This is a genomic window from Thermosphaera sp. (assembly GCA_038827615.1).
Taxonomy (GTDB): domain Archaea; phylum Thermoproteota; class Thermoprotei_A; order Sulfolobales; family Desulfurococcaceae; genus Thermosphaera.
Map to the genome: position 1 here is coordinate 1,097,471 of JAWBNK010000001.1, position 24,268 is coordinate 1,121,738.

At 49.7% G+C, this 24,268-nt stretch carries 35 protein-coding genes and 2 tRNA genes; 31 read left to right on the top strand and 6 right to left on the bottom strand.

Going from position 1 to position 24,268, the window contains the following annotated elements:
• Positions 1-12: 12 nt before the first annotated feature.
• The 13 genes from spt4 (at position 13) to QXH45_06095 (ending at position 7,966) form a co-directional block, all read left to right on the top strand.
• The gene (gene spt4, locus QXH45_06035) at positions 13-219 is read left to right on the top strand and encodes a transcription elongation factor subunit Spt4 (protein MEM2078804.1); all 207 of its coding nucleotides are present in this window, start codon (positions 13-15) and stop codon (positions 217-219) included.
• The gene (locus QXH45_06040; GenBank protein MEM2078805.1) at positions 212-700 is read left to right on the top strand and encodes a DUF359 domain-containing protein; all 489 of its coding nucleotides are present in this window, start codon (positions 212-214) and stop codon (positions 698-700) included. The genes spt4 and QXH45_06040 overlap by 8 nt, the downstream gene beginning before the upstream one ends.
• A gap of 16 nt (positions 701-716) precedes the next feature.
• On the top strand, positions 717-1,049 hold the full coding sequence (locus QXH45_06045) for a 30S ribosomal protein S24e (protein MEM2078806.1): 333 nt from the start codon (positions 717-719) through the stop codon (positions 1,047-1,049).
• A gap of 10 nt (positions 1,050-1,059) precedes the next feature.
• A complete protein-coding gene (locus QXH45_06050; GenBank protein MEM2078807.1) occupies positions 1,060-1,224 on the top strand; it encodes a 30S ribosomal protein S27ae in 165 nt (54 codons plus the stop codon).
• A 47-nt stretch (positions 1,225-1,271) separates the two neighbouring features.
• On the top strand, positions 1,272-2,351 hold the full coding sequence (gene kae1 / locus QXH45_06055; protein MEM2078808.1) for a KEOPS complex N(6)-L-threonylcarbamoyladenine synthase Kae1: 1,080 nt from the start codon (positions 1,272-1,274) through the stop codon (positions 2,349-2,351).
• Positions 2,336-3,016, top strand: a complete 681-nt coding sequence (locus QXH45_06060; GenBank protein ID MEM2078809.1) for a KEOPS complex kinase/ATPase Bud32 — start codon at positions 2,336-2,338, stop codon at positions 3,014-3,016. The genes kae1 and QXH45_06060 overlap by 16 nt, the downstream gene beginning before the upstream one ends.
• On the top strand, positions 3,003-3,578 hold the full coding sequence (locus QXH45_06065; protein ID MEM2078810.1) for an XTP/dITP diphosphatase: 576 nt from the start codon (positions 3,003-3,005) through the stop codon (positions 3,576-3,578). The genes QXH45_06060 and QXH45_06065 overlap by 14 nt, the downstream gene beginning before the upstream one ends.
• Positions 3,579-3,639: 61 nt before the next feature.
• On the top strand, positions 3,640-4,131 hold the full coding sequence (locus QXH45_06070) for a 30S ribosomal protein S15 (GenBank protein ID MEM2078811.1): 492 nt from the start codon (positions 3,640-3,642) through the stop codon (positions 4,129-4,131).
• A gap of 55 nt (positions 4,132-4,186) precedes the next feature.
• Positions 4,187-5,329 (top strand): hypothetical protein, encoded by a 1,143-nt coding sequence (locus QXH45_06075; protein MEM2078812.1) that lies wholly within the window; start codon positions 4,187-4,189, stop codon positions 5,327-5,329.
• Between the two features lie 7 nt (positions 5,330-5,336).
• The gene (locus QXH45_06080) at positions 5,337-5,573 is read left to right on the top strand and encodes a hypothetical protein (GenBank protein MEM2078813.1); all 237 of its coding nucleotides are present in this window, start codon (positions 5,337-5,339) and stop codon (positions 5,571-5,573) included.
• 47 nt (positions 5,574-5,620) lie between these two features.
• A complete protein-coding gene (locus QXH45_06085) occupies positions 5,621-6,262 on the top strand; it encodes a 30S ribosomal protein S3ae (GenBank protein MEM2078814.1) in 642 nt (213 codons plus the stop codon).
• 59 nt (positions 6,263-6,321) lie between these two features.
• Positions 6,322-7,557 carry a sugar phosphate nucleotidyltransferase gene (locus QXH45_06090; protein ID MEM2078815.1) on the top strand — a complete coding sequence of 412 codons (1,236 nt, stop codon included), beginning with the start codon at positions 6,322-6,324 and terminating at the stop codon, positions 7,555-7,557.
• Positions 7,558-7,600: 43 nt separating this feature from the next.
• Entirely contained in the window at positions 7,601-7,966 is a 366-nt protein-coding gene (locus QXH45_06095) for a DUF2095 family protein (GenBank protein ID MEM2078816.1), read from the top strand.
• On the opposite strand, the gene QXH45_06100 is transcribed toward QXH45_06095, so the two are convergent.
• Positions 7,963-9,183, bottom strand: coding sequence for a redox-regulated ATPase YchF (locus QXH45_06100; protein ID MEM2078817.1), 1,221 nt, complete (start codon positions 9,181-9,183; stop codon positions 7,963-7,965). The two genes, QXH45_06095 and QXH45_06100, sit on opposite strands and share 4 nt — an antisense overlap.
• A gap of 88 nt (positions 9,184-9,271) precedes the next feature.
• Here QXH45_06100 and QXH45_06105 point away from each other — a divergent pair, with 88 nt between their 5' ends.
• The 5 genes from QXH45_06105 (at position 9,272) to QXH45_06125 (ending at position 11,701) form a co-directional block, all read left to right on the top strand.
• Positions 9,272-9,934 (top strand): 50S ribosomal protein L15e, encoded by a 663-nt coding sequence (locus tag QXH45_06105; protein MEM2078818.1) that lies wholly within the window; start codon positions 9,272-9,274, stop codon positions 9,932-9,934.
• Positions 9,901-10,368, top strand: a complete 468-nt coding sequence (locus QXH45_06110) for an RNA-binding domain-containing protein (protein MEM2078819.1) — start codon at positions 9,901-9,903, stop codon at positions 10,366-10,368. Before QXH45_06105 ends, QXH45_06110 begins: the two co-directional genes overlap by 34 nt.
• A gap of 51 nt (positions 10,369-10,419) precedes the next feature.
• A complete protein-coding gene (locus QXH45_06115) occupies positions 10,420-11,022 on the top strand; it encodes a ribonuclease P (protein ID MEM2078820.1) in 603 nt (200 codons plus the stop codon).
• The gene (locus tag QXH45_06120) at positions 11,015-11,479 is read left to right on the top strand and encodes an Rpp14/Pop5 family protein (protein MEM2078821.1); all 465 of its coding nucleotides are present in this window, start codon (positions 11,015-11,017) and stop codon (positions 11,477-11,479) included. Before QXH45_06115 ends, QXH45_06120 begins: the two co-directional genes overlap by 8 nt.
• A gap of 137 nt (positions 11,480-11,616) precedes the next feature.
• Positions 11,617-11,701: transfer RNA gene (locus tag QXH45_06125), tRNA-Leu, on the top strand.
• 126 nt (positions 11,702-11,827) lie between these two features.
• Here the strand turns inward: QXH45_06125 and QXH45_06130 are convergent.
• The 3 genes from QXH45_06130 to QXH45_06140 all read right to left on the bottom strand — a co-directional run bounded on the left by QXH45_06130 (position 11,828) and on the right by QXH45_06140 (position 14,034).
• A complete protein-coding gene (locus QXH45_06130) occupies positions 11,828-12,799 on the bottom strand; it encodes a DNA methyltransferase (GenBank protein ID MEM2078822.1) in 972 nt (323 codons plus the stop codon).
• A 91-nt stretch (positions 12,800-12,890) separates the two neighbouring features.
• The gene (locus QXH45_06135) at positions 12,891-13,079 is read right to left on the bottom strand and encodes a hypothetical protein (GenBank protein MEM2078823.1); all 189 of its coding nucleotides are present in this window, start codon (positions 13,077-13,079) and stop codon (positions 12,891-12,893) included.
• A gap of 52 nt (positions 13,080-13,131) precedes the next feature.
• Complete coding sequence (locus QXH45_06140) at positions 13,132-14,034, bottom strand: SDR family oxidoreductase (GenBank protein ID MEM2078824.1); 903 nt, start codon at positions 14,032-14,034, stop codon at positions 13,132-13,134.
• A gap of 129 nt (positions 14,035-14,163) precedes the next feature.
• Between QXH45_06140 and psmA the strand changes: the two genes are divergently transcribed.
• From psmA to QXH45_06195, 11 genes are all read left to right on the top strand, one after another.
• Positions 14,164-14,916 (top strand): archaeal proteasome endopeptidase complex subunit alpha, encoded by a 753-nt coding sequence (psmA, locus tag QXH45_06145; protein ID MEM2078825.1) that lies wholly within the window; start codon positions 14,164-14,166, stop codon positions 14,914-14,916.
• 66 nt (positions 14,917-14,982) lie between these two features.
• Positions 14,983-15,684, top strand: coding sequence for a ribosome assembly factor SBDS (locus QXH45_06150; GenBank protein ID MEM2078826.1), 702 nt, complete (start codon positions 14,983-14,985; stop codon positions 15,682-15,684).
• Positions 15,681-16,421 carry an exosome complex RNA-binding protein Rrp4 gene (gene rrp4 / locus QXH45_06155; protein MEM2078827.1) on the top strand — a complete coding sequence of 247 codons (741 nt, stop codon included), beginning with the start codon at positions 15,681-15,683 and terminating at the stop codon, positions 16,419-16,421. Before QXH45_06150 ends, rrp4 begins: the two co-directional genes overlap by 4 nt.
• The gene (gene rrp41 / locus QXH45_06160; protein MEM2078828.1) at positions 16,411-17,142 is read left to right on the top strand and encodes an exosome complex exonuclease Rrp41; all 732 of its coding nucleotides are present in this window, start codon (positions 16,411-16,413) and stop codon (positions 17,140-17,142) included. Before rrp4 ends, rrp41 begins: the two co-directional genes overlap by 11 nt.
• A complete protein-coding gene (gene rrp42 / locus QXH45_06165; protein ID MEM2078829.1) occupies positions 17,143-18,009 on the top strand; it encodes an exosome complex protein Rrp42 in 867 nt (288 codons plus the stop codon). It begins immediately after the preceding gene.
• 16 nt (positions 18,010-18,025) lie between these two features.
• Positions 18,026-18,286 carry a 50S ribosomal protein L37ae gene (locus QXH45_06170; GenBank protein MEM2078830.1) on the top strand — a complete coding sequence of 87 codons (261 nt, stop codon included), beginning with the start codon at positions 18,026-18,028 and terminating at the stop codon, positions 18,284-18,286.
• Between the two features lie 4 nt (positions 18,287-18,290).
• Entirely contained in the window at positions 18,291-18,830 is a 540-nt protein-coding gene (locus QXH45_06175) for a ribosomal biogenesis protein (protein ID MEM2078831.1), read from the top strand.
• Positions 18,817-19,122 (top strand): hypothetical protein, encoded by a 306-nt coding sequence (locus tag QXH45_06180; GenBank protein MEM2078832.1) that lies wholly within the window; start codon positions 18,817-18,819, stop codon positions 19,120-19,122. The genes QXH45_06175 and QXH45_06180 overlap by 14 nt, the downstream gene beginning before the upstream one ends.
• Positions 19,061-19,432 (top strand): prefoldin subunit beta, encoded by a 372-nt coding sequence (locus QXH45_06185; GenBank protein ID MEM2078833.1) that lies wholly within the window; start codon positions 19,061-19,063, stop codon positions 19,430-19,432. The genes QXH45_06180 and QXH45_06185 overlap by 62 nt, the downstream gene beginning before the upstream one ends.
• Positions 19,419-19,742, top strand: a complete 324-nt coding sequence (locus QXH45_06190; GenBank protein MEM2078834.1) for a DUF3194 domain-containing protein — start codon at positions 19,419-19,421, stop codon at positions 19,740-19,742. The genes QXH45_06185 and QXH45_06190 overlap by 14 nt, the downstream gene beginning before the upstream one ends.
• 89 nt (positions 19,743-19,831) lie before the next feature.
• Positions 19,832-22,042, top strand: a complete 2,211-nt coding sequence (locus QXH45_06195; protein MEM2078835.1) for an elongation factor EF-2 — start codon at positions 19,832-19,834, stop codon at positions 22,040-22,042.
• Here QXH45_06195 and QXH45_06200 read toward each other — a convergent pair.
• On the bottom strand, positions 22,032-22,259 hold the full coding sequence (locus tag QXH45_06200) for a hypothetical protein (GenBank protein MEM2078836.1): 228 nt from the start codon (positions 22,257-22,259) through the stop codon (positions 22,032-22,034). The two genes, QXH45_06195 and QXH45_06200, sit on opposite strands and share 11 nt — an antisense overlap.
• Before the next feature lie 103 nt (positions 22,260-22,362).
• On the opposite strand from QXH45_06200, the gene QXH45_06205 reads away from it, so the two are divergent.
• Positions 22,363-22,494: transfer RNA gene (locus QXH45_06205), tRNA-Asn, on the top strand.
• 12 nt (positions 22,495-22,506) lie between these two features.
• On the opposite strand, the gene QXH45_06210 is transcribed toward QXH45_06205, so the two are convergent.
• Positions 22,507-23,778, bottom strand: coding sequence for an MBL fold metallo-hydrolase (locus QXH45_06210; protein MEM2078837.1), 1,272 nt, complete (start codon positions 23,776-23,778; stop codon positions 22,507-22,509).
• A gap of 114 nt (positions 23,779-23,892) precedes the next feature.
• Here QXH45_06210 and QXH45_06215 point away from each other — a divergent pair, with 114 nt between their 5' ends.
• The gene (locus QXH45_06215) at positions 23,893-24,267 is read left to right on the top strand and encodes a nascent polypeptide-associated complex protein (GenBank protein ID MEM2078838.1); all 375 of its coding nucleotides are present in this window, start codon (positions 23,893-23,895) and stop codon (positions 24,265-24,267) included.
• The last annotated feature ends 1 nt before the right edge of the window (position 24,268 follow it).

Genomic DNA, 24,268 nt, shown 5'->3' on the forward strand with positions numbered 1-24,268 from the left:
GGGGCTGGGATCGTGAGTAAGCGGGGAAAACCCTTCAAGGCGTGCAAAAACTGCAAAACACTTGTCGAGAGAGAAGCTGGGGTGTGCCCGACGTGTGGTTCAAAAAGCTTCACAGACGAGTGGAACGGTGTCATAATAATACTCAATCCCGAGAAGAGCGATTTAGCCAGGAAACTGGACTTAAAGCAGAAGGGAAGATACGTGGTTAAGATTGGGTGAGCCCAGCCATCCTATTCCCTGTTTAAAGCCGCCGGGTTTTCTCAGGAAAACGCTTAGTCTCCCGCAAGGAAAACTGTATGTTTCAGAAAAACCCGTTATTTCCGGGTTAAGCTCGGATGCAACAATAGGGGATGTTGTCTCCTCAAACCATATTTCAAGAGTGAAAATCGTTGATTATAAGACGAAGAGGTTTGAGAAAGTTCGCGGAAACCGCTCAGAGCGCACACCCGTGATCCGCTTGGTCAACCCGGCTGGATGCGTCAGCCTCAATTCATTCGTAATAAACCTCTTAAAGACGCCCTTTACTGCTGAGGTTGTTGGCGAGGAGGACCTGCTCGTCTTTTCGCTGGCTCCCTCGCTCGTTAAATCGGGGAGAGTTCTATACGGGCAACCCAACACGGGGGTCGTAGAGCTTGAAGCTGATGGAGTCAGGATTTTAAAGCTTCTTAAAACTTTTAAGCTAGTTAAAACCGTTATTTAGGTGAAGGTGATTACGAGTGGTTAAGACTATTCAGTTAGACAAATACATGGGCGAGGTCGTCGAAGAACGCTACAACCCGTTGATAAAGAGAGTTGAAGTAGTTATCAAGATTGGCCACCCGGGCGAGGGAACACCGAGCAAGGGGTTGCTGAGAATAGCCTTGTCGAAACACTACGGTAAACCTGTTGAGCAGGTTATAATTAGGAGTTTGGAGACGGAGTTCGGCGTCCAAGTGAGCAGGGTCGAGGCCCATGTTTACGATGACGCCTCTAGGGTTAAACTATTTGAACCCGAATATATAATAAAGCGAAACGATGAATCCCTTCAGAAGATTCAACAATCCCAGTGAGGGTGGTTGAATGCCTTACGTTCACAAACTATATGAGGTTGATTACAAATCCGGTGCGATAAAGAGGAAGAACAAGACCTGTCCGAAGTGCGGGTCCTTCATGGCTTTTCACCAGAAGCCTGTTGCTAGATGGCACTGTGGAAGATGCGGGTACGTTGAGTACGCTCCGAAGTAGCGCGGGATTTTTCAATCAGCTCCCAACTTCAACCAAGAGATGGTTGAATGAACCCCCTCGCCTCCCACAGGATACCCTATGACATCCCGGGGGTCCATGCTCAGGAATTAATTTCCCTCGGCTTTGAGTCAACCAGCCACACATTCGGAGTCGGGATCGTAAGGCTCAGGGGCGGTGCAGTCGAGGTACTGGCAAACGTTAACAGCCAGTATAAGCCGCCAAAGGGGGGTTTACATCCTCGGGAGGCCTCTTATCACCACATGGAGAAAGCATATTCGTTGCTTAAACAAGCCCTGGAGAAGGCTGGGGTGAGCTTGAAAGATGTTTCAGTCGTGAGCTACTCAATGGGTCCAGGTCTGGGTCCATGCCTACGGGTCTCCGCGAGCGTCGCCAGGTTCCTGGCTTCATACTACGATAAGCCTCTTGTCCCAGTTAACCATGCAATCGCTCACATCGAGATAGGCAAGCTCTACAGTGGTTTCACAGACCCGCTCGTAATATACGTCTCCGGCGGGAACACAATGATCGTTGTAGCTAAGGATGGAGCATACAGGGTTCTCGGCGAGACTCTCGACATCCCCCTTGGAAACCTGTTGGATACTTTTGCCCGTGAAATAGGGATAGCCCCTCCCTACGTGGTCGAAGGAAAACACGCCGTAGACTTGTGCTCAGAGTGGAACCCTGATTTCGTCCCACTACCCTACACTGTAAAAGGTAGCGATCTGAGCTTTTCGGGTCTTCTAACAGCCGCATTACAGAGAGCGAGAAATGCTCGAGGAGATAGAAGGACGCTAGGAGCCATCTGCAACAGCTTGAGGGAAACAGCCTTCAACATGCTGGTAGAAGTTGCTGAGAGAAGCCTTATTCTCTCAGGTAAGAAATCTATCCTCCTCGTGGGAGGAGTAGCGTCTAACACGGTGTTGAAATGGAAGCTTGAGAAGCTCTCGGAGATTCACGGCATACCCTACTACGGCACGCCTCCCGATATAGCAGGAGATAATGGATTAATGATCTCCTATACTGGGTTGTTAATGTATCTCAACGGTTTCTCGGTGAAGCCTGAAGAAGCCTTCGTAAGGCAGAGGTTAAGGTTGGACGAGGGGTCTTACCCGTGGCTGGGATTGTAAACTATCATAATAGAGGAGCTGAGGCGGTAATATACCGCGTTAAAATCTTCGGAAAAGACTTCATCGTTAAGAAGAGGCTGGATAAGCCGTATAGGCATGAATTATTCAACAAAGTATTCAAGGAGCATAGGACCAGAGTGGAGGCGAGAATACTCGCTCACTTACGCAGCATAGGTCTCAACGTTCCAGCCCCAATCATCGTTGACGCTAAGAACGGGGTCCTAGTTATCGAATACGTCAAGGGGGTTTCGCTCTCCTCGATAATAGGCTCCCTCAGCGATTCAGAATTGAGTAGGGTAGCCGGGGAGTTGGGGAGACAAGTCGCCATAATGCATTCTAATAAAATCTACCACGGAGATCTAACCTTGTCCAACACCATCTATAGTGGAGAGAAAGTATTCATCATAGACTTCGGGTTGGCCGGGTATAGCGATGACGTGGAGGAATACGCCATAGACCTTCACTTACTAAACCGGAACCTCCTAGCTATGTATCCTTCACTGGCCGATAGATTCATGGCTTCCTTCCTGCACTCGTACAGGGATAATTTCAAGGGTAGCTTCGAAGAAGTTAAGAACAGGTTTCTCGAGATAAGGGTGAGAGGGAGATATGTCGACAGAGAGCTCAGGAAGAGCGTCATGAGGGAGAGGTATGTATCCGAGTGAGGTATTCTTCGCTACTGGAAACAAGCACAAATTTGACGAGGTTAAACCCATAGCATCGAAATACGGGTTTGTTCTCAAGCAGTACCCGGGAGTCAAGTTTGAAGTACAATCAGACGACCTGCGAGTCATAGCCAGAACGGCTGCTATTCAAGCATATGGGGAAGTTGGCAAGCCCATTCTAGTGGAAGACGCCGGCTTGTTCGTGGAGGCTTTAAACGGGTTCCCGGGACCATATAGTAGCTTCGTCTACAAGACGATAGGAGTCGAAGGCCTACTGAAGCTGATGAAGGATATCGCAGACCGAAGAGCATGCTTTAAATCCGTTGCAGTGCTGATTTACGAGCCGTATTTCGTAGTCAAGGAGGGAGAAGTGTGCGGGCACATAGCTCATGAAGCCAGAGGGGACAAGGGCTTCGGTTTCGACCCGGTTTTCATCCCAGACGGCTCCGATAAAACATTCGCTGAGATGAGCATTGAGGAGAAAAACCTGTTCAGCCACAGAGCGAAGGCCGTTGAAGGAGTTTTCTCCTTTCTCAGAGAACACGGGTTACGGACTGAATAAATTTAAAACCCGTTTTTAATATGGATTTCAGTTAGCAGTGCTTTAGAGTCAAGGTGTTCATATGAACAAGAAGAGAGACCGTGGTCAATCACACTCTAACAGGCCGGCGAGAGCTGGTCCGCCGAGATGGCTGAAGCTAGACATGAGCCCTAGCGATGTAGAGCTCTTAGTAGTCGAGCTCGCGAAGAAAGGTTACACTCCATCCATGATCGGCGTCTTACTGAGGGATCAGTATGGAATCCCGCTCGTTAAACAAGTAACGGGGAAGAAGCTTGTAGAGATATTGAGCAAGCACGGCGTCAAAGTCGCTATTCCCGAGGACCTCATGTCTTTAATGCAGAAGGCCGTTAACCTCAGAAGGCATTTAAGCGAGCATCCGAAGGATTACCACAGCAAGAAGGGGTTGATAGAGGTTGAGTCGAAGATCCATAGACTGGTTAAGTATTATAAGAGGATCGGCGTTCTACCATCGGACTGGAAGTACGACCCTGAGAAGGCGAAGCTCCTAATATCCGGCGGTATTTATTCGTTCGCGCAACAGCCCTCTCAATAAGGTTATCCTTATTACTGAATCCCGCCCTTAACTTTTAATCAGCTGGTGTGTTTTCGTGGGTAAGGAGGAGTTCATCAACTTTATCCAGAGAGAACAGAGTTTTAGGATAATTCCAAGCACCGACTTGGACTCCCTCCTGGCCAGCGCTATCATTTTGAAAAACCTGGCTCTCCACGGCTATGATGTTAAAGTGAATTTTGATCCGAAATACATTATTGACGAGCCCGGAGAGCCGCAACTCCTCATCAATCTCAAGCCCGTCCAATCCTCAAAGCAATTTTCACTGGAGCCAATGAGGGATACCAGCATTAGCGGCCTAGTAGTCACTGTACTGGACGAGATGTTCGGTGTTGACAAATGGGATAAGATTCTCGCCTTAATAAGTGGAATATACAGAAACCTTGATACCGGTCAAGATGGTTTCAAAGGCTTAGAACAAAGCATTTCAAACTATCTCTTAGTGAGCAAGGAGATGGGTAAGGAAATAGGCATTAAGCTATGGGGTCATAAAAGAGTCGGCCTCGCAAAGTCTTTTGCGAGAACGTTGATTCCATTCCTTCCCGGTTTCACAGGCCTACGAGACAGGGTAGAGGATTTCCTGAAGAAAGCCACCAAGTCTGCCGATGTAAACAGGCTTCAACCAATAGACATCTCCACAGATGAGGGGCGTTCAACGATAGTTGAGCTTACCAACTTGATCAAAAAATCCATAAACATCCCCCAGGATTATTTGAAAAACTATTTAATGAGGCTAATAGGCTTCAACCACACTATTCTCACAGAAGTGGGGCAGATCGAGCTATTGGAAGTGATGGGTTCCATACTAGTTTTCACTAGTTTAAAGCGCGAAAACGTATTCAAGACCTTGGGCTACGCGCAACAAGCCCTGTTCACTCAAGTACTCTCTATTTATGAGGAGGTCATAGATGAAGTAGCCGCACTTCTCGGCTCAGCGATCCCGGAGCAGTTATTGAACGGCAAGCCGGTCGACGTGGAAGGGTTCATTGAGAGACCGGACTTGATAGTTGATATTGCTAATGAAATGCCGATGCCGAATAGTAAGACCCCTGTATCAATAATATACAACGGAGGGACGTACACGGTTCTTAGAGAACTGTTGAGGATCGGGGTGGAGCCAAGTAAAGCCTATGAATCCTGCGACGAAGTACAAATTTGCGCGGTGACCAGCAACGTTTAGATCAATCGTGAAGATTGCTTCCCCCAGCCAAGTCTTCATTAAATCGGCCTACGGAATGCTACACCCGGATAATGCGATCCCTCCGCGGGATGTCAGCATAGTGGAGAGGTTGGATGACTTGAGCAAGTACGAGATTGTTTTCACAGCTCCGAGAGGACTGAAGGGGTTGAGAACCCTTAAAGGGAGCGTCGATGAGGTTTTAAAGCTCCTTGAAATAGCGGAGAGCTTGGCAATGTTTAAATAACCCCTAAAACGATATAAACCCTACCTAGACGAGAAGAAGTGGTGTTTATGCCGGCGAAGGCAAAGTATACTGCACGCGACAAGTGGAAGATGAAGAAGTGGTTTGAAATACTTGCGCCTAAGGCGTTTGGAGAGATATCCCTGGGGTCTACTCCAGCAGACGAGCCCGAAAAGCTGGTGGGAAGGGTCGTCGAGACGACTCTCTACGATTTAACCGGGGATATATCGCAGGTTCACGTTAAGCTCTACTTCCAAGTCGTCACCGTCGATGGGGGTAAGGCCTACACCAGGTTTAAGGGGCACGAGCTAGCTCGCGACTACATGAAAAGCTTGATCAGGAGGAAGAGCAGTAAGATCCAGGGAATATTCGACGTGACAACTAAGGATGGATTCGTGTTGAGACTTACTATAGTAGCGTTGACGAGTTTCAGGTGCAAAACAAGCCAGAAGAAGTCCATAAGAAAGATAATGAGAGATTACATCATGTCGAAAGCCCCGGAGCTCACAATGGACGAGCTCGTCAACGAGATTTTAAGCGGAAAAATCTCGAACGAAGTAGCAGAGGCGGCTAGAAAGATATATCCGATAAGGAGAGTGGAAGTTTACAAGTCGAAACTACTCATGATCCCCACAGAGGAGGGTCCGAAGCCGGCCGTTGTCATATCCCCTGTTCAATTGAAGTCCAAGTAGCTCGGCAAGTCTTCTTTATAAATCATTCACTTACTCTATTCTATTATTGTGAGTAGTTCATGAAAGCAATTATTCTAGCAGCGGGCAACGGGGTGCGGTTAAGACCGATAACTGAGACAAGGCCGAAGCCATTAATACCCGTCCTATGCAAGCCGCTCATAGGCTGGCACTTAGAATGGCTGAACGCGTTGAACATTGATGAAGCCGTCATCGTCGTTAACTACATGAAGGATAAAATCATAGAGTACGTGAACGGTTTGCCGAAAAAATATAAAGTTAAATACGTTGTGCAGGATCCCCCCATGGGCACTGGGGATGCCGTGATTAAAGCCCTCGAGCACTTGCCCCATGGGGAGGACGTCTTAATAATCTACTCGGATATATTCCTGGAGGACCCGGGTATCTACAAGGAGATTATTGATTCTAGAGAATCGGTCATCCTCGGGGCAATGGTAGACAGCCCGGAGCACTACGGTGTTCTAGAGCTTGAAGGAGGACGTTTGAAAAGCATTATTGAAAAACCAGCCCATCCCCCTTCAAATATCGCTAATGCCGGCGTCTACAAGCTTAACACCAGGGACATTGATGAAAACAAGAACATTGAAGCAAGCATTAGAGGGGAGTTAGAGTTCACTGACATCGTGAATAAGATAGCAGAGAAAAAAGACGTGAGCGTGTTCGTCCTGCCGAGGAATGCTTGGATGGATATCGGCAGACCCTGGCATATAATAGAGGTTAACAAGCTGGCTCTTAAAAACCTGAAGAAAGAGGTGAAAGGAATTATCGAAGAACCTGTTAGAGTGGTTGGAGACGTCTATGTCGGAGAGCGCTCGATAATACACTCTTTCTCGTCGCTGGAGGGCCCGGTCTACATCGACTCGAATGTTGAAATAGGGCCTAACGCTAGGATAAGGCCTTACAGCGTAGTATGCGGGGGCTCTAAGATCGGGTTCAACGTAGAGGTTAAGGAAAGCGTTATATTTGAAAACGTGCGGGCAAGCCACTTGGCGTACGTCGGGGACAGCGTAGTATGCGAGAACGTGAACCTGGGGGCGGGTACTATAACGGCTAACTTGAGGTTTGATGAAAAAACAGTTAAAATGAGGGTAAGGGATGTTGTCGAGGACACGAAGAGGTTGAAGCTGGGCGCGATCATTGGAGGTTATGTGAAAACAGGTGTAAACGTTTCACTCATGCCGGGGGTTAAGATAGGGTCCTACTCGTGGATTCTCCCGGGAACCGTTGTATACGAGGATGTCCCGTCTAAGACTGTTTACCCTGCTAGGCGAGAATAGCGTTATTAGCTTTTAAACATAAGAAATTAATCAGAGGGTAGAGATGAGCTACGAGTTAGATGAGTTCAGGAGGAAGTTCCCCAATCTTTACAGGGAGATCGTGAAAGGCGAGGGCAAGAGTCTCAGCGTGAAGTTTGATCAGAGCTCTCTCGACCCTTGGAGGGGGTACGTGCCCTCAGTAGTCGACTACATTAGAAGATGCAAAACCATCGAAGAAGCCTTCGAAGTCGTGGACTATATGGTGAGGAGGGGGGAGGTCTCTGAGAGCGAGGCTCGCGAACTGAAGAAGATACTGGAGGAGAAGGGGCTGGACTTCTTCGGTGAAAGGAAGGGCGACGACTACTATTATCGTGAGGCGGTCAAGCACTGGGAGAGCCTGAGGAAAACCGCTGAAAAACGCGCTCGTTAAGACTTCGCTGATACTATCTTGACTACGTCGCCGTTCCTTAAGACATGGGTCTCTCCTATCCTCTCCTTCCTCTTAGCCTCAATGGCGTAGAGGAATCCGTCTCCAAGGTCGGTGTGAACCATGTATGCGAGCTCCCGGGCATTCGTGTTCCTCGGGACTAGGTAGGCGTCAGGTAGAACGTTCCCTGAATGATCAGTAAACTTGTTCTGGTCTTCAACCGGGTAGACAACCATTAACCCCAACTTCTCAAACACGGCGTAGTTGAGCAGGTCTTGAACGCCGGTCGACCCATACTTGTCCAACACGTTCGTCTTAATGAGCTCCAACACTTTCGCCTGCTCGCTAGTTATCCTGGACCCTGGTCTAAGGACGAAGCTAGGGTCGCCCGGTAGGTAATCAATGATGTTGGATTGAGCTGCTTTCTTGAGAATCATCTCCGCTAGTCCGCTCACAGGCTTCACGTCGCCACCGTATTTCTTCTTCAACCTCTCGATATTATCGTAAGCGACTGGGTGGTCTATCTTGTTCGCAGCGATAACTATAGGCTTACTTATTTCTCTAAGCCTTACAGCGAACTCCTCGATATCGCTTGCTGACCAGTTTTTGAACGGCTTCGAATCCAGCCCACTGGTTCTCAAGGCTTCGACAACGTGTTGTTTTCTAATGCTGAGCCCTGAGAGGTTCTGGGTTATTAGGTCTAAGGGGTTGGGTGTTGATAATATATTTCTCGATATCTTAGCATCCCATACTCTTTTAATCACGGAGATGAACCATTCATTTATTTCTTTAATAATTAACTCTACCTCCTCCAAGGGGTCTTGAGTCCCGGGTTTCACCGGATTCCCCTCGAGGTCCGTTCCCCCGGATGCGTCGACCACGTGAATTAAGACGTCGGCTTGCCTTAGGTCGTCCATGAACTTGTTCCCTAGCCCCCTCCCCCTACTCGCTCCGGGGATCAACCCGGCAACATCCATTATTTTAACGGGGATAAACCTGTATCCTCTGACGCAGAACCCGCTCCTGGGATTGCACTGTTTCAAGCCCAACTCTACGTGGACGCATGGGGTTCTAACGTATCCTACCCCGATGTTCGGCTCAATTGTTGTAAAGGGGTGGTCTGCTATTTTAACGGGAACCATCGTTAAAGCGCTGAACAGTGTTGACTTGCCGACGTTCGTCTTCCCTACTATGCCAACGATACGCTCCGGTGGAGGCATCCAGGTGCGCACCAGCGTATTATCAGATAACCATACTTTATAAACCCCGTATAAAATCATAATAACCCTTAGTATTGGTGCTTAAGCCATGGCGAAGAGCGTTTACCACTATATCGCAGAGTTTTGGCAGAAGACGTACCAGGGGGAGATGAAGGAGCTACTGAGGCAGAGGCTGATAGAGTGGAGGCGCCAGCCATCCGTAGTGAGGGTTGAAACACCCACGAGGCTGGATAAGGCACATGAACTCGGGTATAAAGCCAAGCCTGGATTCGTAATAGCTAGAGTGAGAGTCAGGAAGGGAGGTCAGAGGAAACCCCGTCCCGTCAGCGGCAGAAGACCTAAGAGAATGGGTGTGTACGGATACGCGCCCGCTAAGAGCATAAGACTGATTGCCGAGGAGAGAGCTGCTAGGAAGTTCCCCGGGCTGGAGGTGTTAAACAGCTATTACGTTGCTGAGGACGGGCGGTACAAGTGGTATGAAGTAATACTCGTAGACCCGCATCACCCATCCATCTGCAGCGACCCTGAGATCAAGTGGATCTGCGAGCCGCAGAACAGGGGAAGGGTCTTCAGAGGGTTAACGAGCCCCGGGAAGAAGATGCGGGGGTTGAGAAAGAGCCGCGGAGTCAGGGGGACGACCAACTATAAGTGGAAGAGGAAGCAGAAGGAAAGGTTATTGAAGAAGAGGCACGAAGCCAGCAGAGGAGCCCGCGACCCATGGCAGGTAGCAGAAAAGATAAACGAGAAGTAGTAGTTAAATCCGTTGAACTCTCCGCTTCATGCCATTCTACTGAAAACTGCGATAAGGTCCGCACTGCCCTTTTTAACCTCATCCCCCCCGAGCTACGCCCGGAAGCTAAGATTGTTGAAGAAGTCCACTACGGCTTCTACGGAAACAAAATCGTGTTGTTGAAAACGGCTTCTAAAGAGGGAAGGGTTTTTCTAAAATATTACTCTGAAAACCTGCCCGCCGTCGAGAAGAGCATTTTATCAGCAAGCTTCAGGCTTAGATACGACGCTAGCACCGGTAGGCTCCACTTGAGGTTCAGCAAGCAGGATGCCTTCATGGGGAGAATGAAGATCCTAGACTCGGACGACATAGTTAAGGTGGTGGTACATTTCTCGAACGCTAAGAGGGAGGAAGACGTTAGAAACGCGCTGAGGGAAATAGGCTTAATATTTTGATAACCCCTGGATCCTAAATAGTGCGGAGTATTTAACACTGGTCGAGCTGTAATGTTCATTGACATCGCCGTTAAGAAATGCGACGAGAAACTAGTTGAAACCGCCAGGATGCTCGGCTACACAATAATAGCCTGTGAAGAATTTAGTAGCGAAAAGGTCGGGATAAACATCGCGAGGAAGAAAACCCTAGCGCCAGGCAATCTCGATAAGCTGAAGAAATCGCTCAAGGAGCTCCCGGGAAATACTATCGTGATCTCCGTAGTCCCCCGCGACACCGCCTCTGCAAGATGGGGCGCACACGATAGTAGAATAGATTCCCTAGTCATGTCTCTAGACAACGTAGAGGTTTTCGATAAGAAACAGTTCTCAGTGATGAAGTACTATGGAAAACCATTGGAGATCTGGCTCAGTGACTTGCGAGAAGCCGATGAAACCACTCTCGCCAAGGTCTACCGCAGAGTTAACCTAGCTCTTAGGAGGAAAATTCCCATCATAGTTGGATCAGGTGCTACTAAATGGAGTGAGCTGGCTCATCCCAGGTCCCTTACAGCATTGTTATCACTCCTCCTCGACTTCCCTGAAGCCGAGGCAATCCTAGCCTTAACAAATCACCCATACCTGATTGTTTCGAGAAAGGTGAGGCGTTTTGGATAGCTTGCTCACAGGCTTACTAACCATCCTATTCCTAGGGCAGATAGTCATCATCATAGTCTTATCTATATATTTGAAGAGGGTTCGCAGAGTATTGCGAGCTTGGAGGAGCCTAGTCGAGAACAGGCAATCCACGGTTTTGAAACCCCGAAAGAGATATGTTGTCTTCTCAATAGTCTGCGAGGGAAAGCCGTCCAAAGAGAGCATCGAAGAACACATTGAACGATTGTTTATTCACTACTACGGGAGAACCGCACACGCTAAAGCATCGCCCCAGCTTATATTCTTCGATGAAGCCTCGAGCAGAGGGGTTTTCAGAGTCAGCCACTTATATGTTAAGCACTTAATCAGCTTGTTCACCGCTCCCTTGGAGAAGGATGAATGCAAATGCTTAATAATCCCCTTGAAGACGACAGGGACGCTTAAGAAAGCTGTTAAGATATTAGAGGGAAAGCATTAAGCTATTTAATAAGAGACTATTGGATTCAAAATAATGGATGATGACGCCGCTCCAAAATGAGGGAATGATTGCTTCGCGACGATCTGATTACTAGCAACGTTTTAAACCCTTGATCACAGATAACTTATTTTGAAAACGCGGGGGTGCCCGAGCTTGGTCAAAGGGGGCGGACTTAAGATCCGCTGGCATAGGCCTGCGTGGGTTCAAATCCCACCCCCCGCATCCCTGATCGCCAGGCTCATCTAGGCCGACGGATCCATTAGCCGCTTCCCGCATATTTCTCATAAGCAACTACTCGTGTGGGGGATTGGTCAGCTCCCCAGGGAAAAGCTGTAGATAATCTTTCTTTCAAACCTCGGATCGCTCATAACCGAGGAACGTGATGTTTGAACTATACTTGTAGGTTTTCCTCTCATCGGGCTTAACGGGTTTCCTAAGTATGTAGAGCTTCTCATGCTTTATCAGCAGGAAATCCCTATCTCTGACCTTCTCCCAAAGCTCTCTCGTCTTCTTCATTCTATGCTGTATCTTGATTACCTCCTCCTTCAGTATGAAGCCGGCATCCAGCAAGGTTCGCAAGACGTGATAGGATATGGGAACGTAGTGCTTGCGAAGCCGCGTATCTCCTATCAAGACAGCCATGAAGCCGCCTGGTTTCAACACCCTGTAAGCCTCCCTGGAAAACTCGCTAAAAACCGTCAGGTAATCCTCCATTCTCCCAGCACAGGATAAATCGCCTGGAGAACATTCAGTTTTCCTATGCTTATACCTGATGATGTTCCAGTAGGGGGGATGAACCATTACCAAGTCTACTTCTCCATCTTTAATCAACGATAGTTCCCTGGAGTCCCCGTGGAAAATCCTGCTCCACGTGCTCCGGGTGTTTCGGGACGCCTCATCATCCCTCCCCTCTAGCTCAACATACTTCTCGAGCCAGTAGAGCCTGTGGAGAGATAATATCGCTGCGGAGTAATTAATGTCGACCCCGATGCAGTTCCTTCCCAGCAGCCTCGCCTCGATACACGTGGTTCCGGATCCAATCATTGGATCGAGAACAAGTTGCCCAGGCCTGCTGAACAATTCGATGACTCTTCTAACTAGTTGGGGTGGCCAATTCCCCCTGTAATCCCCCTTGTGAGACGCCCACTTTCCCCTTCTCGGAAAACTCCACACCGTTGTTGAGACGTCCGATAGTTCAGCATCCAACGGATACAATCTCGTGATCTTAACGGGCTTCAACTCTATGACTGAATCCTCGATCACTATGTGGTTCCTCTCCTCTAGAAACCTCAAGTAGTCACTATAGCTCACTTCTCTCATTACGCAACCATCCACATATAGTGATGTCTACCAAGATGTTAAAAACTCCTTGAAGAGTCTGGGAAAACAGTCGTCTATTTTTGTAGAGCGTTCAGGCTTGTCTTCTTCGACCAATTCTGAAGTAGAACTCGCTCCTCTTTCCAGTCGGAGTCGTGCCAGAGTAGTGGTTCACGCGTCCACGGCAATTGGGGCACTCCAGCATTTCAACGCTATACCATCTCATTCTCCACTGCTTGATTCTCGTGAACTCTCCTTCAAAACCGCAGTAGGGGCATTTCATTTCCAACCCCAATATAATATGTGTTGCAGAAAATATATTTCCTATCCCTTCCCTAGCTCTGAAGAAGCTCCTGCCTCAGCCTATATATTATGCTCTTATCCTTCCTAGCCCTCGAGATAATGGACATTACCACCTCCCCTATCTGGGGGTCGCCGAGTAGTATAGAGATGGAGTTCTTTATCAACTCTTCATCCAAATAAACCATTCTCGACGTAACGCCCCCGTCGATAACGACGTTAACACCAGTCATCCACTCAGCCTCATCGGAGGCTAGGAAAGCAATTAGTGACGCAACATCCTCGGGCTTTCCCACCCTGCCCGCTGGATGCCACGCGTGGTCAAGGGGGGTTAGGCTCGGCTCTTTCGGGGGAACCTGCCACCTGCTCGTGTCAATCCATCCGGGAGAGACTGAGAGGACTCTTATCCTGTACTTTGAGAGCGAGATCGCTAGGGCGTGGGTAAGGGCTATTAACCCTCCCTTCGACGCTGAGTAGGGTTCGGTGTTGGGCTCCGATTGAAACGCCCTCGTAGAAGCTATGTTCACTATTACTCCCCCAGTATTCTTCATATACTTAACGACGTGCTTGCTACACAGCCAAGCCCCCGTCAAGTTAACATCTATAATCCTCCTCCACTCCTCAATGCTCTGCTCCTCAATACTCCTACCGGTGAAGCCTATTCCCGCATTATTAACTAGCACGTCGATTCTGCCGAACCTGGCGAAAACATCTTCTACCGCCCGGGATACATCGTTCTCGCTCGACACGTCTACTCTGTAATACAGGGCTTTAACGCCTCTCTCACTCAACTCCTTAGCTCTCTGGACTCCAGATTGCTCGTCTATATCGAAGATCGCTACGCTGCATCCCTCTAGTCCAAGCCTTGACGAGATGGCTGCCCCGATTCCTCTTGCACCCCCGGTTACAATGCATGTTTTACCCTCAAACCTCGACAATCTCACACCCCTCTCACTCTGTATGTTGGCTGCGAGAGGCTATAATCTTGAATAAGGGATTACTAGTGTAATGGGAAAAGTCTTATTATTCCCTTAAAATGTAGAGTTATTTAAACAGGGTCGATAACTATGGGTCTTTCAATGGCTGCGGCTTACGATAGAGCCATCACGATATTCTCACCCGATGGGAGAATATATCAAGTAGAATACGCGTTTGAAGCTGTTAGAAGGGGCTGGACTACTCTCGGAGTCCGGACGAAAAACGCCTCCGTGGTCGTCGCAGAGAAGCAGAAGATCTCTCCGTTAACTGATGAGAAAGCGATACAGAAGATCTTCAAGGTAGACGACCACATAGGAGTTAGCTTCGCAGGAATGGCGGGGGACGGAAGGATTCTAATAGACTACGCTATCCATCAGGCCCTCATCCACAAGTTCTACTACGATGAGCCAATCCCCGTTGAGTATTTGACGAAGCTGGTCTGCGACGTAAAGCAAGCATACACTCAGCACGCCGGTGTAAGACCATTCGGCGTCTCAATGATCTTTGCGGGAGTTGATGAGAAGGGAACCCAGCTGTTCATGACTGAGCCTAGCGGAAGATACCTCAGCTACTACGGGGTGGCGATAGGCGAGAAGAGCGGCAACGTAACAGAGTTCCTCGAGAAGAACTACAGCTATGAGCTCAGCGCCCCCGAGACCGTGAAACTCGGGTTGTTAGCGATCGCATCTATAGTTGAAGGGAGGCCTCTGCAAGACTACATCGAGGCAGGATACATTGATGTCGAAACGAAGCGTTTCAGAATACTCAGCAAGAAGGAGATAGAGGAGCTAATCGCTGAGTTGGAGAAAGAGGGCCGGTTGAAGCCGGAGAGTAAGAAGTAGTTTTGTTTTTAATAATCGTTTTAATCACGTCTTTTAATATATGGTATTGATGCAATGGTGGTTTTTGTGAAGGACAAGCTAGTTATAGCCAAGTATGAGGCTAAGGGACATCGGTTTGAAATCCTCGTTGACCCCGACTTGGCCCTCAAGATCAAGGAGGGGAAGCAAGTAAGCGTTGACGAAGTCGTCGCCGGAGACTTCATATACAAGGATGCTAGGAAGGGTTTGAAGGCTTCTCCCGAGTCCCTGAAGGCTGTTTTCGGGACAGACGACCCTAGGACCGTGGCGTTGGAGATCATTAAGAAGGGCGAGCTCCAGTTCACGGCGGAACAGAGGAGAAAGCTTCTAGAGGAAAAGAAGAACCAGGTTATCAACCTAATTGCCAAGAACGCTGTCGACCCGAAGACGAAGCTACCTATTCCAGCGAAGAGAATAGAGCTTGCAATGGAGCAGGCGAGAGTCACCATCGACCCTTACAAGCCGGCCGAGCAGCAGGTCGAAGAGATCGTTTCGAAGATAGCCAGGTTCATACCGATAAAGCTTGCTAAAGCATATGTATCGGTGAGAATACCCGCCGAGCACGCCAGCAAGTCCTATAAGACAATCCAGTCTCTCGGAGTGGTGAAGAAGTCGACCTGGGGCAGCGATGGAAGCGTGAGCGTTGAGCTTGAAATCCCAGCTGGAATGCAACAAGAATTCATTGATAAAGTCAACGCATTAACAAAGGGTTCTGCAGAAATAAAAATAGTGAGCGTGGGAGAGAAATGAAGCTCAAGATAATAGTTGCGGATAGGCAGCTCGTCAGGCCCGGTGATACGCTGGCCTATGTCGAGGAAGTGTCAGAACCTATAGGGTTCAGGAAGATACCCGAGAAACACATATACATACTCGGCAACAAAGTATTCAGCGATGTCATCGGAGTGGTCAACGTTAACGGCGAGGATCTACAGGTAATACCGCTCGAGGGCGTCTACATTCCCAAGAAAGATGACTTGGTCATCGGAATCGTGGAAAACGTTGGAGTCACGGCTTGGACCCTGGACATCAGGAGCCCGTATCCGGGAGTGTTAAACGCTAGCGAAGTTATAGAGGGGTTCAATCCCCTGCTCCACAACTTGAGAAACTACCTCGACATAGGGGATTTCGTAGTGGGTAGGATTTCTTTATTCGATAGAACGCGCGATCCAGTTATAACTGTGAAGGGGAAGGGTCTTGGCAAAATCGTTGAAGGCATAGTAGTAGATGTGAAGCCGAGCAAGGTGCCAAGGCTCATAGGGAAGAAGGGGAGCATGCACAACATTCTTACTTCCATGAGCGGCTGCGATATAACGATAGCTCAGAACGGCTTCGTGTGGCTGAAGTGCCCAGATGAGAATAGAGCTAAGGTTTTAATACAGGCGATTAAACTAATTGAGTTAAAAGCCCATGTTCGTGGTTTAACAGAGGAAGTAAAAATGTTTTTGGAGAAGAGGATCGGAGGAGGTGGAAGCAGCGTTGAGCAGTAGGCCTAAGCTGATACGAGATGATGGATTGAGAATAGACGGGAGACGATTCGACGAACTCCGCCCCGTGAGGATCAGGGTTGGAGTCTTGAAGAACGCCAATGGAAGCGCCCTGGTTGAATACGGCGGGACCAAGGTGTTGGCCGCAGTGTTCGGCCCCAGGGAGGCTCTACCTAGACACATAGCGCTCCCCGACAGGGCATCGCTTCGGGTGAGATACCATATGGCGCCCTTCTCGACTAGCGAGAGGAAATCGCCGGCCCCGTCGAGAAGGGAGATAGAATTGTCGAAAGTAATCAGGGAGGCGCTGGAAGCAGTGGTGTTCACCGAGCAGTTCCCCAGGACCTCCATAGATGTCTTCATAGAAGTCCTGCAAGCCGACGGCGGCACCAGGACCGCTGGACTCACCGCGGCTTCAACAGCCCTCGCTGACGCGGGAATACCGATGAAAGACCTGGTAGTCGGGGTGGCAGTGGGCAAGATCGAGGGAAACCTCGTCCTGGATATCAACGAGCTAGAGGATGAGTACGGCGAAGCCGACCTCCCCGTGGGAATAGCACCCAATATAGGGGAGATAATGCTTCTCCAGTTGAACGGCGTGTTAACCCCCGAGGAGTTTAAAGCCGCAGTCGACTTGGCTTGGAAGGGCGCTGAGGCTGTTTACAAAGCCGTGAAGGAAGCCCTTTACGCTAAATACATTAAGGCGTTCGAAGAGGTGAAGTAGATGAGCATTACACCAATTAAAGAACCCATCCTCCCTAGGATGCAGGCTGAGACGATACTCAGACTATTGAAGAAAGGAGAGAGGATCGACGGGAGAGGCCTCCTAGACTACAGGCCTATAAGCGTTTACTTAAACCCGATTGAAAAAGCTGAGGGAAGCGCACACGTTATCCTTGGGACAACACAGGTAGTAACTGGGGTGAAGATAGAGCTGGGAGAACCCTTCCCGGATAGGCCTGACGAAGGAGTGCTACAGGTTCACGCCGAGTTCGTCCCGCTTGCCTCTCAGACGTTCGAGCCCGGTCCCCCCGACGAGAACTCTATCGAGGTCGCGAGGGTTATAGACAGGAGCCTCCGCGAACCAAAGGCGATCGATTTCAAACAACTCGTCGTGGCACCTGGCAGAAAAGTCTGGGTGGTTTTCAACGACATATACTTAATAGATTACGGTGGAAACATTGTTGACGCGAGCATGATATCAAGCATGCTTGCGCTCGCCACGGCGAAGATGCCCTACTATGAGGAGAAAGAGCCGGGAGTCTACGTGGTCGACAACAAGAGGCACACTACGCCTTTACCCGTCAACACGCTTGTGGCTACTGTTACAATGGGTATTCACGACGACGTCATAGTTGTGGATCCATCCGTGGAAGAGGAGCTTGTGTTGAATTCCTTCATAACCATTGCTGTTGACGAGAAAGGGAGGATCTGTGGAATACAGAAGAAAGGAGTGCTGGGGCTTGAAAGAAGATTGCTCGATCAAGCCGTTGAAATAGCGTTCAACCGGGGAAGGGTCATTATAGATTTAATAAGGAAAATATTAAATAATCCCAGTGACTACATGAAACCGTTAGAGAATAATCAGTGATTACGTGGTGGCTGATATGGGGAGAACCAAAGTCGTAAAGATCGCTGGAAGATATGGAACTAGATACGGGTCCACTCTCAGGAAGAAGGTCAGGGACATATTGATGAAACGCTACGCGCCCCACCAGTGCCCGTTCTGCGGGTACCAGGGCAAGGTCGTCAGGGTGTCGACCGGGATATGGATGTGCAGGAAGTGCGGCAACAAGTGGGCTGGCGGCGCATACTTGCCGAAAACCGAGGTGGCAAGATACTTCCCCAATGTTGTGGTTAGGGAGTAAGTTTTTGATCCTAATCACCACGTCTCACAGGTCTTCTCAGAGAACCCGGAGCTTTGTAAAGGATTTGGCCAGCACGATTCCTTTCGCCCTGAGAGTTATCAGGGGTAAGAAGACTCTTCAGGAACTGATTACGCAGACTTATCTACTCAAGTATAAATGGCTGCTGATCGTAGAGGAGAAGAATGGGAATCCGTCGCGGTTGAAATTCTACCACGTTGACCTCGGGGCTTCGCGCCCCGAGGGGAGGGAGGTTGGGTGGGCTACTATTAGAGGCGTTAGATTGTCTCGCGAAAACCCCAGCGCCGTTAAAACGAGCCAAGCCTCGACGATAAGTGTTGACTATGAAGGATGTGTTGGAAACGAGTGCTTCAGCCTAGCAGACCTGCTTCTAATGGTGTTTTCTAGAGCAGTGAGCAGTAATCCAGACATAGTTTTGAGGCTCAGGGAGAACAGGGGGATCGAGGTGAGGTTTTACAGTAGACACAACGTTGAAACAGGCCCCATGTTCAGAGTCGACAAGGTAGTGATCAATGAACGAGTATAGCGTAGAGTATGTCCTGGAAGGCCTCGATGAACGCGTCTGCAAGTCTCTGGAGAAAGCGCTGAAGCCAGAGGCAGCCGGGGCTCCCGAGGAGGTCGTCGTAACGGTCGAGTGCAAGGAGGGCTCACTCCTGCTGGAGATGTCTTCTTCTGAAATAAATATTTTAAGAGCCCTACACAATAGCTTTATAGGATTAATTACCATGTTGCTGGAGATGAGTGAGGGATTCGTGAATGAGCAGGAAAGCGCTTCCGCCCGAGGTTCAACAGTTAATAGTTCAATATCAAACCCTTAAGGAGACCCACGCCAAAATAGATGCTGAGCTTAAGCTGACGGAGGCCGAGTTAACCGACGTCGACACTGTGTTGAACACTGTCAAGGGACTTGAAGACGGAGCTGAGCTCTACAAGGTGGTAGGGCACATCTTGGTGAAGAAGACGAAGAGCGACGTGATAAAGGAGCTGGAGGAGAGGAAGGAGATACTGAGCTTGAAGAGGGATAAGTACAAGAAGCAGATAGACTTCCTGGTGAAGCAGATAAGCGAGCTGGAGGCAAAGCTTAAGGAAGCCCTCGGTAAATACGGGATTCCGGTTGGCCAGGCCTAGGAAGCTCAACCTTAGGATCAACGACATATCTCTCGAAGCAATGGAGGAGATCGCGTCCTCAGTCGAGGATGCCGTCAACGCATACCTTAGAGAACACCTCCCAGTTGACGAGGATTTTTCAATCGTAGTCAGCATCGAGAGAGAAGGAGACTCGTTGAACATTGCCATAGACGTCGGCGTGAGGGGGGCTTTAGGCCACGTTGTCAATTATGAGGAGTTTGTCGAGAACGCGATCCAGTATGCTCGTAAGCAGTTGGAGGAGAAGCTCAAGGATTTCACTGCCCGGGTAAGTAGCGACTCCCCTGAGTAAGGACGGCTTGGTAAATCTTTATAATTCGTTTATAAAATTATTGATTTAAGCATCAAATGCTTATCCATGTGAACATGGGTTGAGGCATCATGGTTAGGTATAAGCAGACTAGCGAAGTACTCAAGATAATGAAGAATGTCGAGCAAGTTAGAAACGTGGGAATAACCGCTCACGTAGACCACGGTAAGACCACGCTCTCAGACTCGCTTCTGGGAGCTGCTGGAATAATCTCCGAGAAGATCGCTGGTCAAGCACTAGCTCTCGACTACTTGGATGTCGAGCAGAAGAGGCAGATGACGGTTAAAGCCGCTAACGTCAGCTTGTACCACGAGTCCAAGGGCAAGCCATACGTTATCAACTTGATCGATACTCCAGGACACGTTGATTTCCAAGCAAAAACCACTCGTGCGCTGAGAGTCATCGATGGAGCAATAGTCGTCGTAGACGCTGTGGAGGGAGTAATGACTCAGACCGAGATGTACCTCCGCGTCGCCCTGGAGGAGAGGGTTCGACCAATCCTATTTGTAAACAAGATTGACAGGTTGATAAAGGAGCTGAGGCTTTCGCCGAACGAGATACAGCAGAGGCTTGTCCAAATAATCAGGGATGTAAACGCCCTCATAGCCAATTACGCTGATAAAGAGTTCCAGCAGGCTTGGCAGCTAGACCCTGCCAAGGGACAAGTAGCATTCGGTTCTGCAAGGGATCGGTGGGGGTTCACAATCCCCATGGCCCAGCAGAGGGGCATCAAGTTCTCGGACGTCGTGGATGTCTACACTAGGGGCAAGGACGCTGTACCCGAGCTACAGAAGGCTGCGCCGCTTCACGAGGCAATCCTCGACATGGTTGTAAAGTTCGTTCCCAACCCGAGGGACGCGCAGAAGTACAGAATCCCGAAGATATGGCATGGAGACCCTAACAGCGAGCTCGCAAAGTATATGATGGAGGCCGATCCAAACGGTCCCTTAGTGATGCTCGTCAACGACGTGAGAGTCGACCCTCACGCCGGGTTAGTGGCGACTGGGAGAGTCTACTCTGGTACAGTGAGACCTGGAGAAGAAGTCTGGCTCGTAAACGCGCGCATCCCGCAGAAGGTCCTCCAGGTAAGCCTCTACATGGGATTGTACAGGGAGCTCGCCGACGAGATCACCGCCGGCAACATAGCCGCGATACTGGGCGCCGACAAGGCTCGCTCCGGTGAAACCGTAGTCTCCATGGCCTACAAAGACTTCATGACGCCTTTCGAGAAGCTTAGAATGATTACCGAGTCCGTGGTGACAGTCGCGATAGAGCCTAAGAACCCCTCGCAGCTTACGAAGCTCATCGACTCGCTACACAAGCTCAGCATTGAGGACCCAAGCCTCATAATCAAGATCAACGAGGAAACGGGCGAGTACTTGCTCAGCGGAGTTGGCACCCTACACATTGAGATAGCTCTGACGCTCCTCAAGGACTTGTACGGGTTAGACGTTGTCTCCTCGCAACCAGTTATCGTGTACAGGGAGACTGTTAGAGACAGGAGCCAGGTTTACGAGGGCAAGTCGCCCAACAAGCACAACAGGTTCTACATCAGCGTTTCACCGCTGAACGAGGAGACGATAAGGTTGATACAAGACGGGATCATCACGGAGGATATGGACGCTAGGGAGAGAGCTAAGATCCTCAGGGATCAAGCCGGATGGGACGCTGATGAAGCCAGGAGGATATGGGCTATAGATGAAAACATCAACCTGCTCGTCGACATGACATCGGGTGTTCAGCACTTGCGCGAGATTAAGGACACGATAGTTCAGGGCTTCAGGCTCGCCATGAAGGAGGGGCCTCTGGCGAACGAGCCGGTCAGGGGAGTGAAGGTAGTGCTGCACGATGCCATAGTGCACGAAGACCCTGCCCACAGGGGTCCAGCCCAGATATTCCCTGCTGTGAGGAACGCGATATTCCTGGGCTTCCTGACTTCGAAGCCCACGCTACTGGAGCCGATAATGAAGCTCGACATCAGAAGCCCCATGGAGTTCATCGGCAACATCACGACGGTGCTGACCAAGAAGCGTGGAAAACTCATCGACGTGCAACAATCCGGTGCGCTTGCTAGGGTGTTGGCTGAGATACCCGTGGCGGAGTCGTTCGACCTCGCAGAACTCCTCAGGAGCGTTACAGCCGGCAAAGCCATATGGGGTCAGGAGTTCAGCAGGTGGTCCTACGTCCCCGACAGCATGCTGAGCGACTTGATCGCGAAGATCAGGCAGAGGAAGGGGTTGAAGCCCGAGCCGCCTAGGCCGGAAGACTTCGTCAGCGTTTAAAATCCTTAAAGCTCTTTTCCATTCTCAAAACATAAACGCTTCCTCCCCACTTCTCGAGAAACCCCTGCCTAGCCATCGTGGCGAGCAGTCTGCCCGCGCTTTTCTCGGAGATGCACAGTATGCCCGCGATCTCTTCGACTTTCACGAACATCTTACCGCGTTCGACAAGCCTCTCGTAGAGTTTTTCAACGTTTACGGAGACCGTGAACTTCTTCATGAACCCCTTTTCAACGAATCCTAGAGATTAAAGTGGGGGAGAGGTAAAACTATTGTTTTCGTATAGAGTTTATAAACCCGCTAAGGATTTATTCAATAATAGCGCCGGGGTAGCTCAGCACGGTAGAGCGCCGGGCTGTTAAAGGGGTTGACGGTACGCCCCTGCAGAAACCCGCGTTAGAAAGCCTGGTATGGCGGATACCCGGTGGTCCGGGGTTCGAGTCCCCGCCCCGGCGCTGAATAAATTCTCACTGGGTTAGGACTAATTCATCCCCCGTCTTAGGGGTTGCGATGTTTACATCGTTGCCTAGTTTCTCGGAGATAGTTTTCCTGAGGACCTCCTGGTCTTCGTCGCCGCCGTGGACGAGGATTACGTTTTTAACGCTGCTCTTGTACCTCGAGATAATCTCTACCAACCCGTCTCTTCCAGCGTGGCTCGAGAAGTCGAACCATTCAACCCTAGCCCTGACCTCCTCGAGATTAAGCTCTGGTATCTTACCGTTCTCGAGGAGCTTGTGACCGTTGCTGGCGGGGGCTTGATAGCTGACGAGAACTACTGCGTTGCGAGGGTCGTCTCCAATCTTCTTGAGATAGTAAACGCTTGGACCTCCCTTGAGCATCCCGGCCGACGCGATTATCACGCAGGGCTTCTTGATGATCTTCTTCCTCTCGCTCGCCTTGACTACGAAGTTTACGTTTTCAACAGTTTTTGTGAACAACGAGGGATCTCTCAGAAACCTCCTGTGCTTCAAATAGATTTCGCTCACGTCTTTAACCATGCCGTCTATGTAGACATCAACGTATGGGAGCTCGCTCGAGAGGAGGGTCATTAGCTCCTGGCTCCTGCCCACGCTGAACGCGGGGATTAACACGGTGCCTCCTTTGTCCACGACCTCCTCTATTGTCTCGACGAACTTTTTCTCAACGATGTGCCTCTTGGGGTGGTTTCTGCCCCCGTATGTCGACTCGATTATTATGGTGTCCACGCTCATAGGGAGGAAGTCCGCGCCTGAGAGTGTCCATGTTGAAATATTGTTCACATCACCCGTGTAGAGGATCCTCTCACCGGTCGAGGTCTCCAGGAACACCATCGTGCTCCCGAGGATGTGCCCGGCGTTTGTGAAGACTAGTTTAAACCCTGATTCAACGGACTCCTGGTAGTCTACGAACCTAGTGCTCGAGTACATTTTCTCGAACTCAAGCATATCGTACTCTATGACGGCGGCGTTGAGCTTTAGGAAGTCGATGGTTAAGAGCCTAGCTATGTCTAGGGTTGGCTGTGTTGAATAAATCCTCGGCCTCCCCGTTATGAACAAGTAGGGAGCGGCCCCCACGTGATCCAAGTGGGCGTGGGAGATGGCTATGGCGTCGATATCGATGGGGCGCACGTGGAGGGGGAGCTGGGGGTTGTCCTTCTCGTCGAAGTTGACGCCGTAGTCCAGCAGTATCTTTTCCTTCCCCTCGATGAGATATGCTGCTCTCCCAACCTCTCTTCCGCCGCCTAAAACCCTGAGCTTCACGGTCAAAACATATCACTCACTAAACAATGCTTGAAAACCCTGTTGATTAAGATATATATCACATCTATTATATGTTTGTTTAAGCGTTGGAGCAGGTGTTTAACTGTGTTTTCCATGAGCCCTCGGGAGCTTAAGCGAATGCTCAAGAAAATGGGGATCGACGTTCAAGAGTACGAGGATGTCGAGAGGGTTGAAATATTTCTGAAAGATAAGAAGCTCGTCATAACAAGCCCCCAGGTCGTTGCCTTTAAGACAGGGGGTCAGGTGGCTTTCCAGGTATCAGGGGTAGTTAGAGAGGAGGCGAAGGAGGCCCCTGTCCAGCCGCAAGGACCCGTTGCTTCTGTCGAGGAAGTGAAGATCTCTGAAGACGATGTAAAGTTCGTCATGGAGCAGACGGGGGCATCCTACGAAGAGGCTCGCAGAGCCCTCGTCAACTCCAAGGGGGATATAATCCAGGCAATACTCTCCATTAAGTCGGGAAAGGGTTAGC

Coding starts and splice junctions, on each gene's coding strand:
- QXH45_06050 (MEM2078807.1), top strand. CDS start 1,060: ATGCCTTACGTTCACAAACTATATGAGGTTGATTACAAATCCGGTGCG.
- kae1 (MEM2078808.1), top strand. CDS start 1,272: ATGAACCCCCTCGCCTCCCACAGGATACCCTATGACATCCCGGGGGTC.
- QXH45_06065 (MEM2078810.1), top strand. CDS start 3,003: ATGTATCCGAGTGAGGTATTCTTCGCTACTGGAAACAAGCACAAATTT.
- QXH45_06070 (MEM2078811.1), top strand. CDS start 3,640: ATGAACAAGAAGAGAGACCGTGGTCAATCACACTCTAACAGGCCGGCG.
- QXH45_06085 (MEM2078814.1), top strand. CDS start 5,621: ATGCCGGCGAAGGCAAAGTATACTGCACGCGACAAGTGGAAGATGAAG.
- QXH45_06090 (MEM2078815.1), top strand. CDS start 6,322: ATGAAAGCAATTATTCTAGCAGCGGGCAACGGGGTGCGGTTAAGACCG.
- QXH45_06095 (MEM2078816.1), top strand. CDS start 7,601: ATGAGCTACGAGTTAGATGAGTTCAGGAGGAAGTTCCCCAATCTTTAC.
- QXH45_06100 (MEM2078817.1), bottom strand. CDS start 9,183: ATGCCTCCACCGGAGCGTATCGTTGGCATAGTAGGGAAGACGAACGTC.
- QXH45_06105 (MEM2078818.1), top strand. CDS start 9,272: ATGGCGAAGAGCGTTTACCACTATATCGCAGAGTTTTGGCAGAAGACG.
- QXH45_06110 (MEM2078819.1), top strand. CDS start 9,901: ATGGCAGGTAGCAGAAAAGATAAACGAGAAGTAGTAGTTAAATCCGTT.
- QXH45_06115 (MEM2078820.1), top strand. CDS start 10,420: ATGTTCATTGACATCGCCGTTAAGAAATGCGACGAGAAACTAGTTGAA.
- QXH45_06130 (MEM2078822.1), bottom strand. CDS start 12,799: ATGAGAGAAGTGAGCTATAGTGACTACTTGAGGTTTCTAGAGGAGAGG.
- QXH45_06135 (MEM2078823.1), bottom strand. CDS start 13,079: ATGAAATGCCCCTACTGCGGTTTTGAAGGAGAGTTCACGAGAATCAAG.
- psmA (MEM2078825.1), top strand. CDS start 14,164: ATGGGTCTTTCAATGGCTGCGGCTTACGATAGAGCCATCACGATATTC.
- rrp4 (MEM2078827.1), top strand. CDS start 15,681: ATGAAGCTCAAGATAATAGTTGCGGATAGGCAGCTCGTCAGGCCCGGT.
- rrp42 (MEM2078829.1), top strand. CDS start 17,143: ATGAGCATTACACCAATTAAAGAACCCATCCTCCCTAGGATGCAGGCT.
- QXH45_06170 (MEM2078830.1), top strand. CDS start 18,026: ATGGGGAGAACCAAAGTCGTAAAGATCGCTGGAAGATATGGAACTAGA.
- QXH45_06180 (MEM2078832.1), top strand. CDS start 18,817: ATGAACGAGTATAGCGTAGAGTATGTCCTGGAAGGCCTCGATGAACGC.
- QXH45_06185 (MEM2078833.1), top strand. CDS start 19,061: ATGAGCAGGAAAGCGCTTCCGCCCGAGGTTCAACAGTTAATAGTTCAA.
- QXH45_06195 (MEM2078835.1), top strand. CDS start 19,832: ATGGTTAGGTATAAGCAGACTAGCGAAGTACTCAAGATAATGAAGAAT.
- QXH45_06200 (MEM2078836.1), bottom strand. CDS start 22,259: ATGAAGAAGTTCACGGTCTCCGTAAACGTTGAAAAACTCTACGAGAGG.
- QXH45_06215 (MEM2078838.1), top strand. CDS start 23,893: ATGAGCCCTCGGGAGCTTAAGCGAATGCTCAAGAAAATGGGGATCGAC.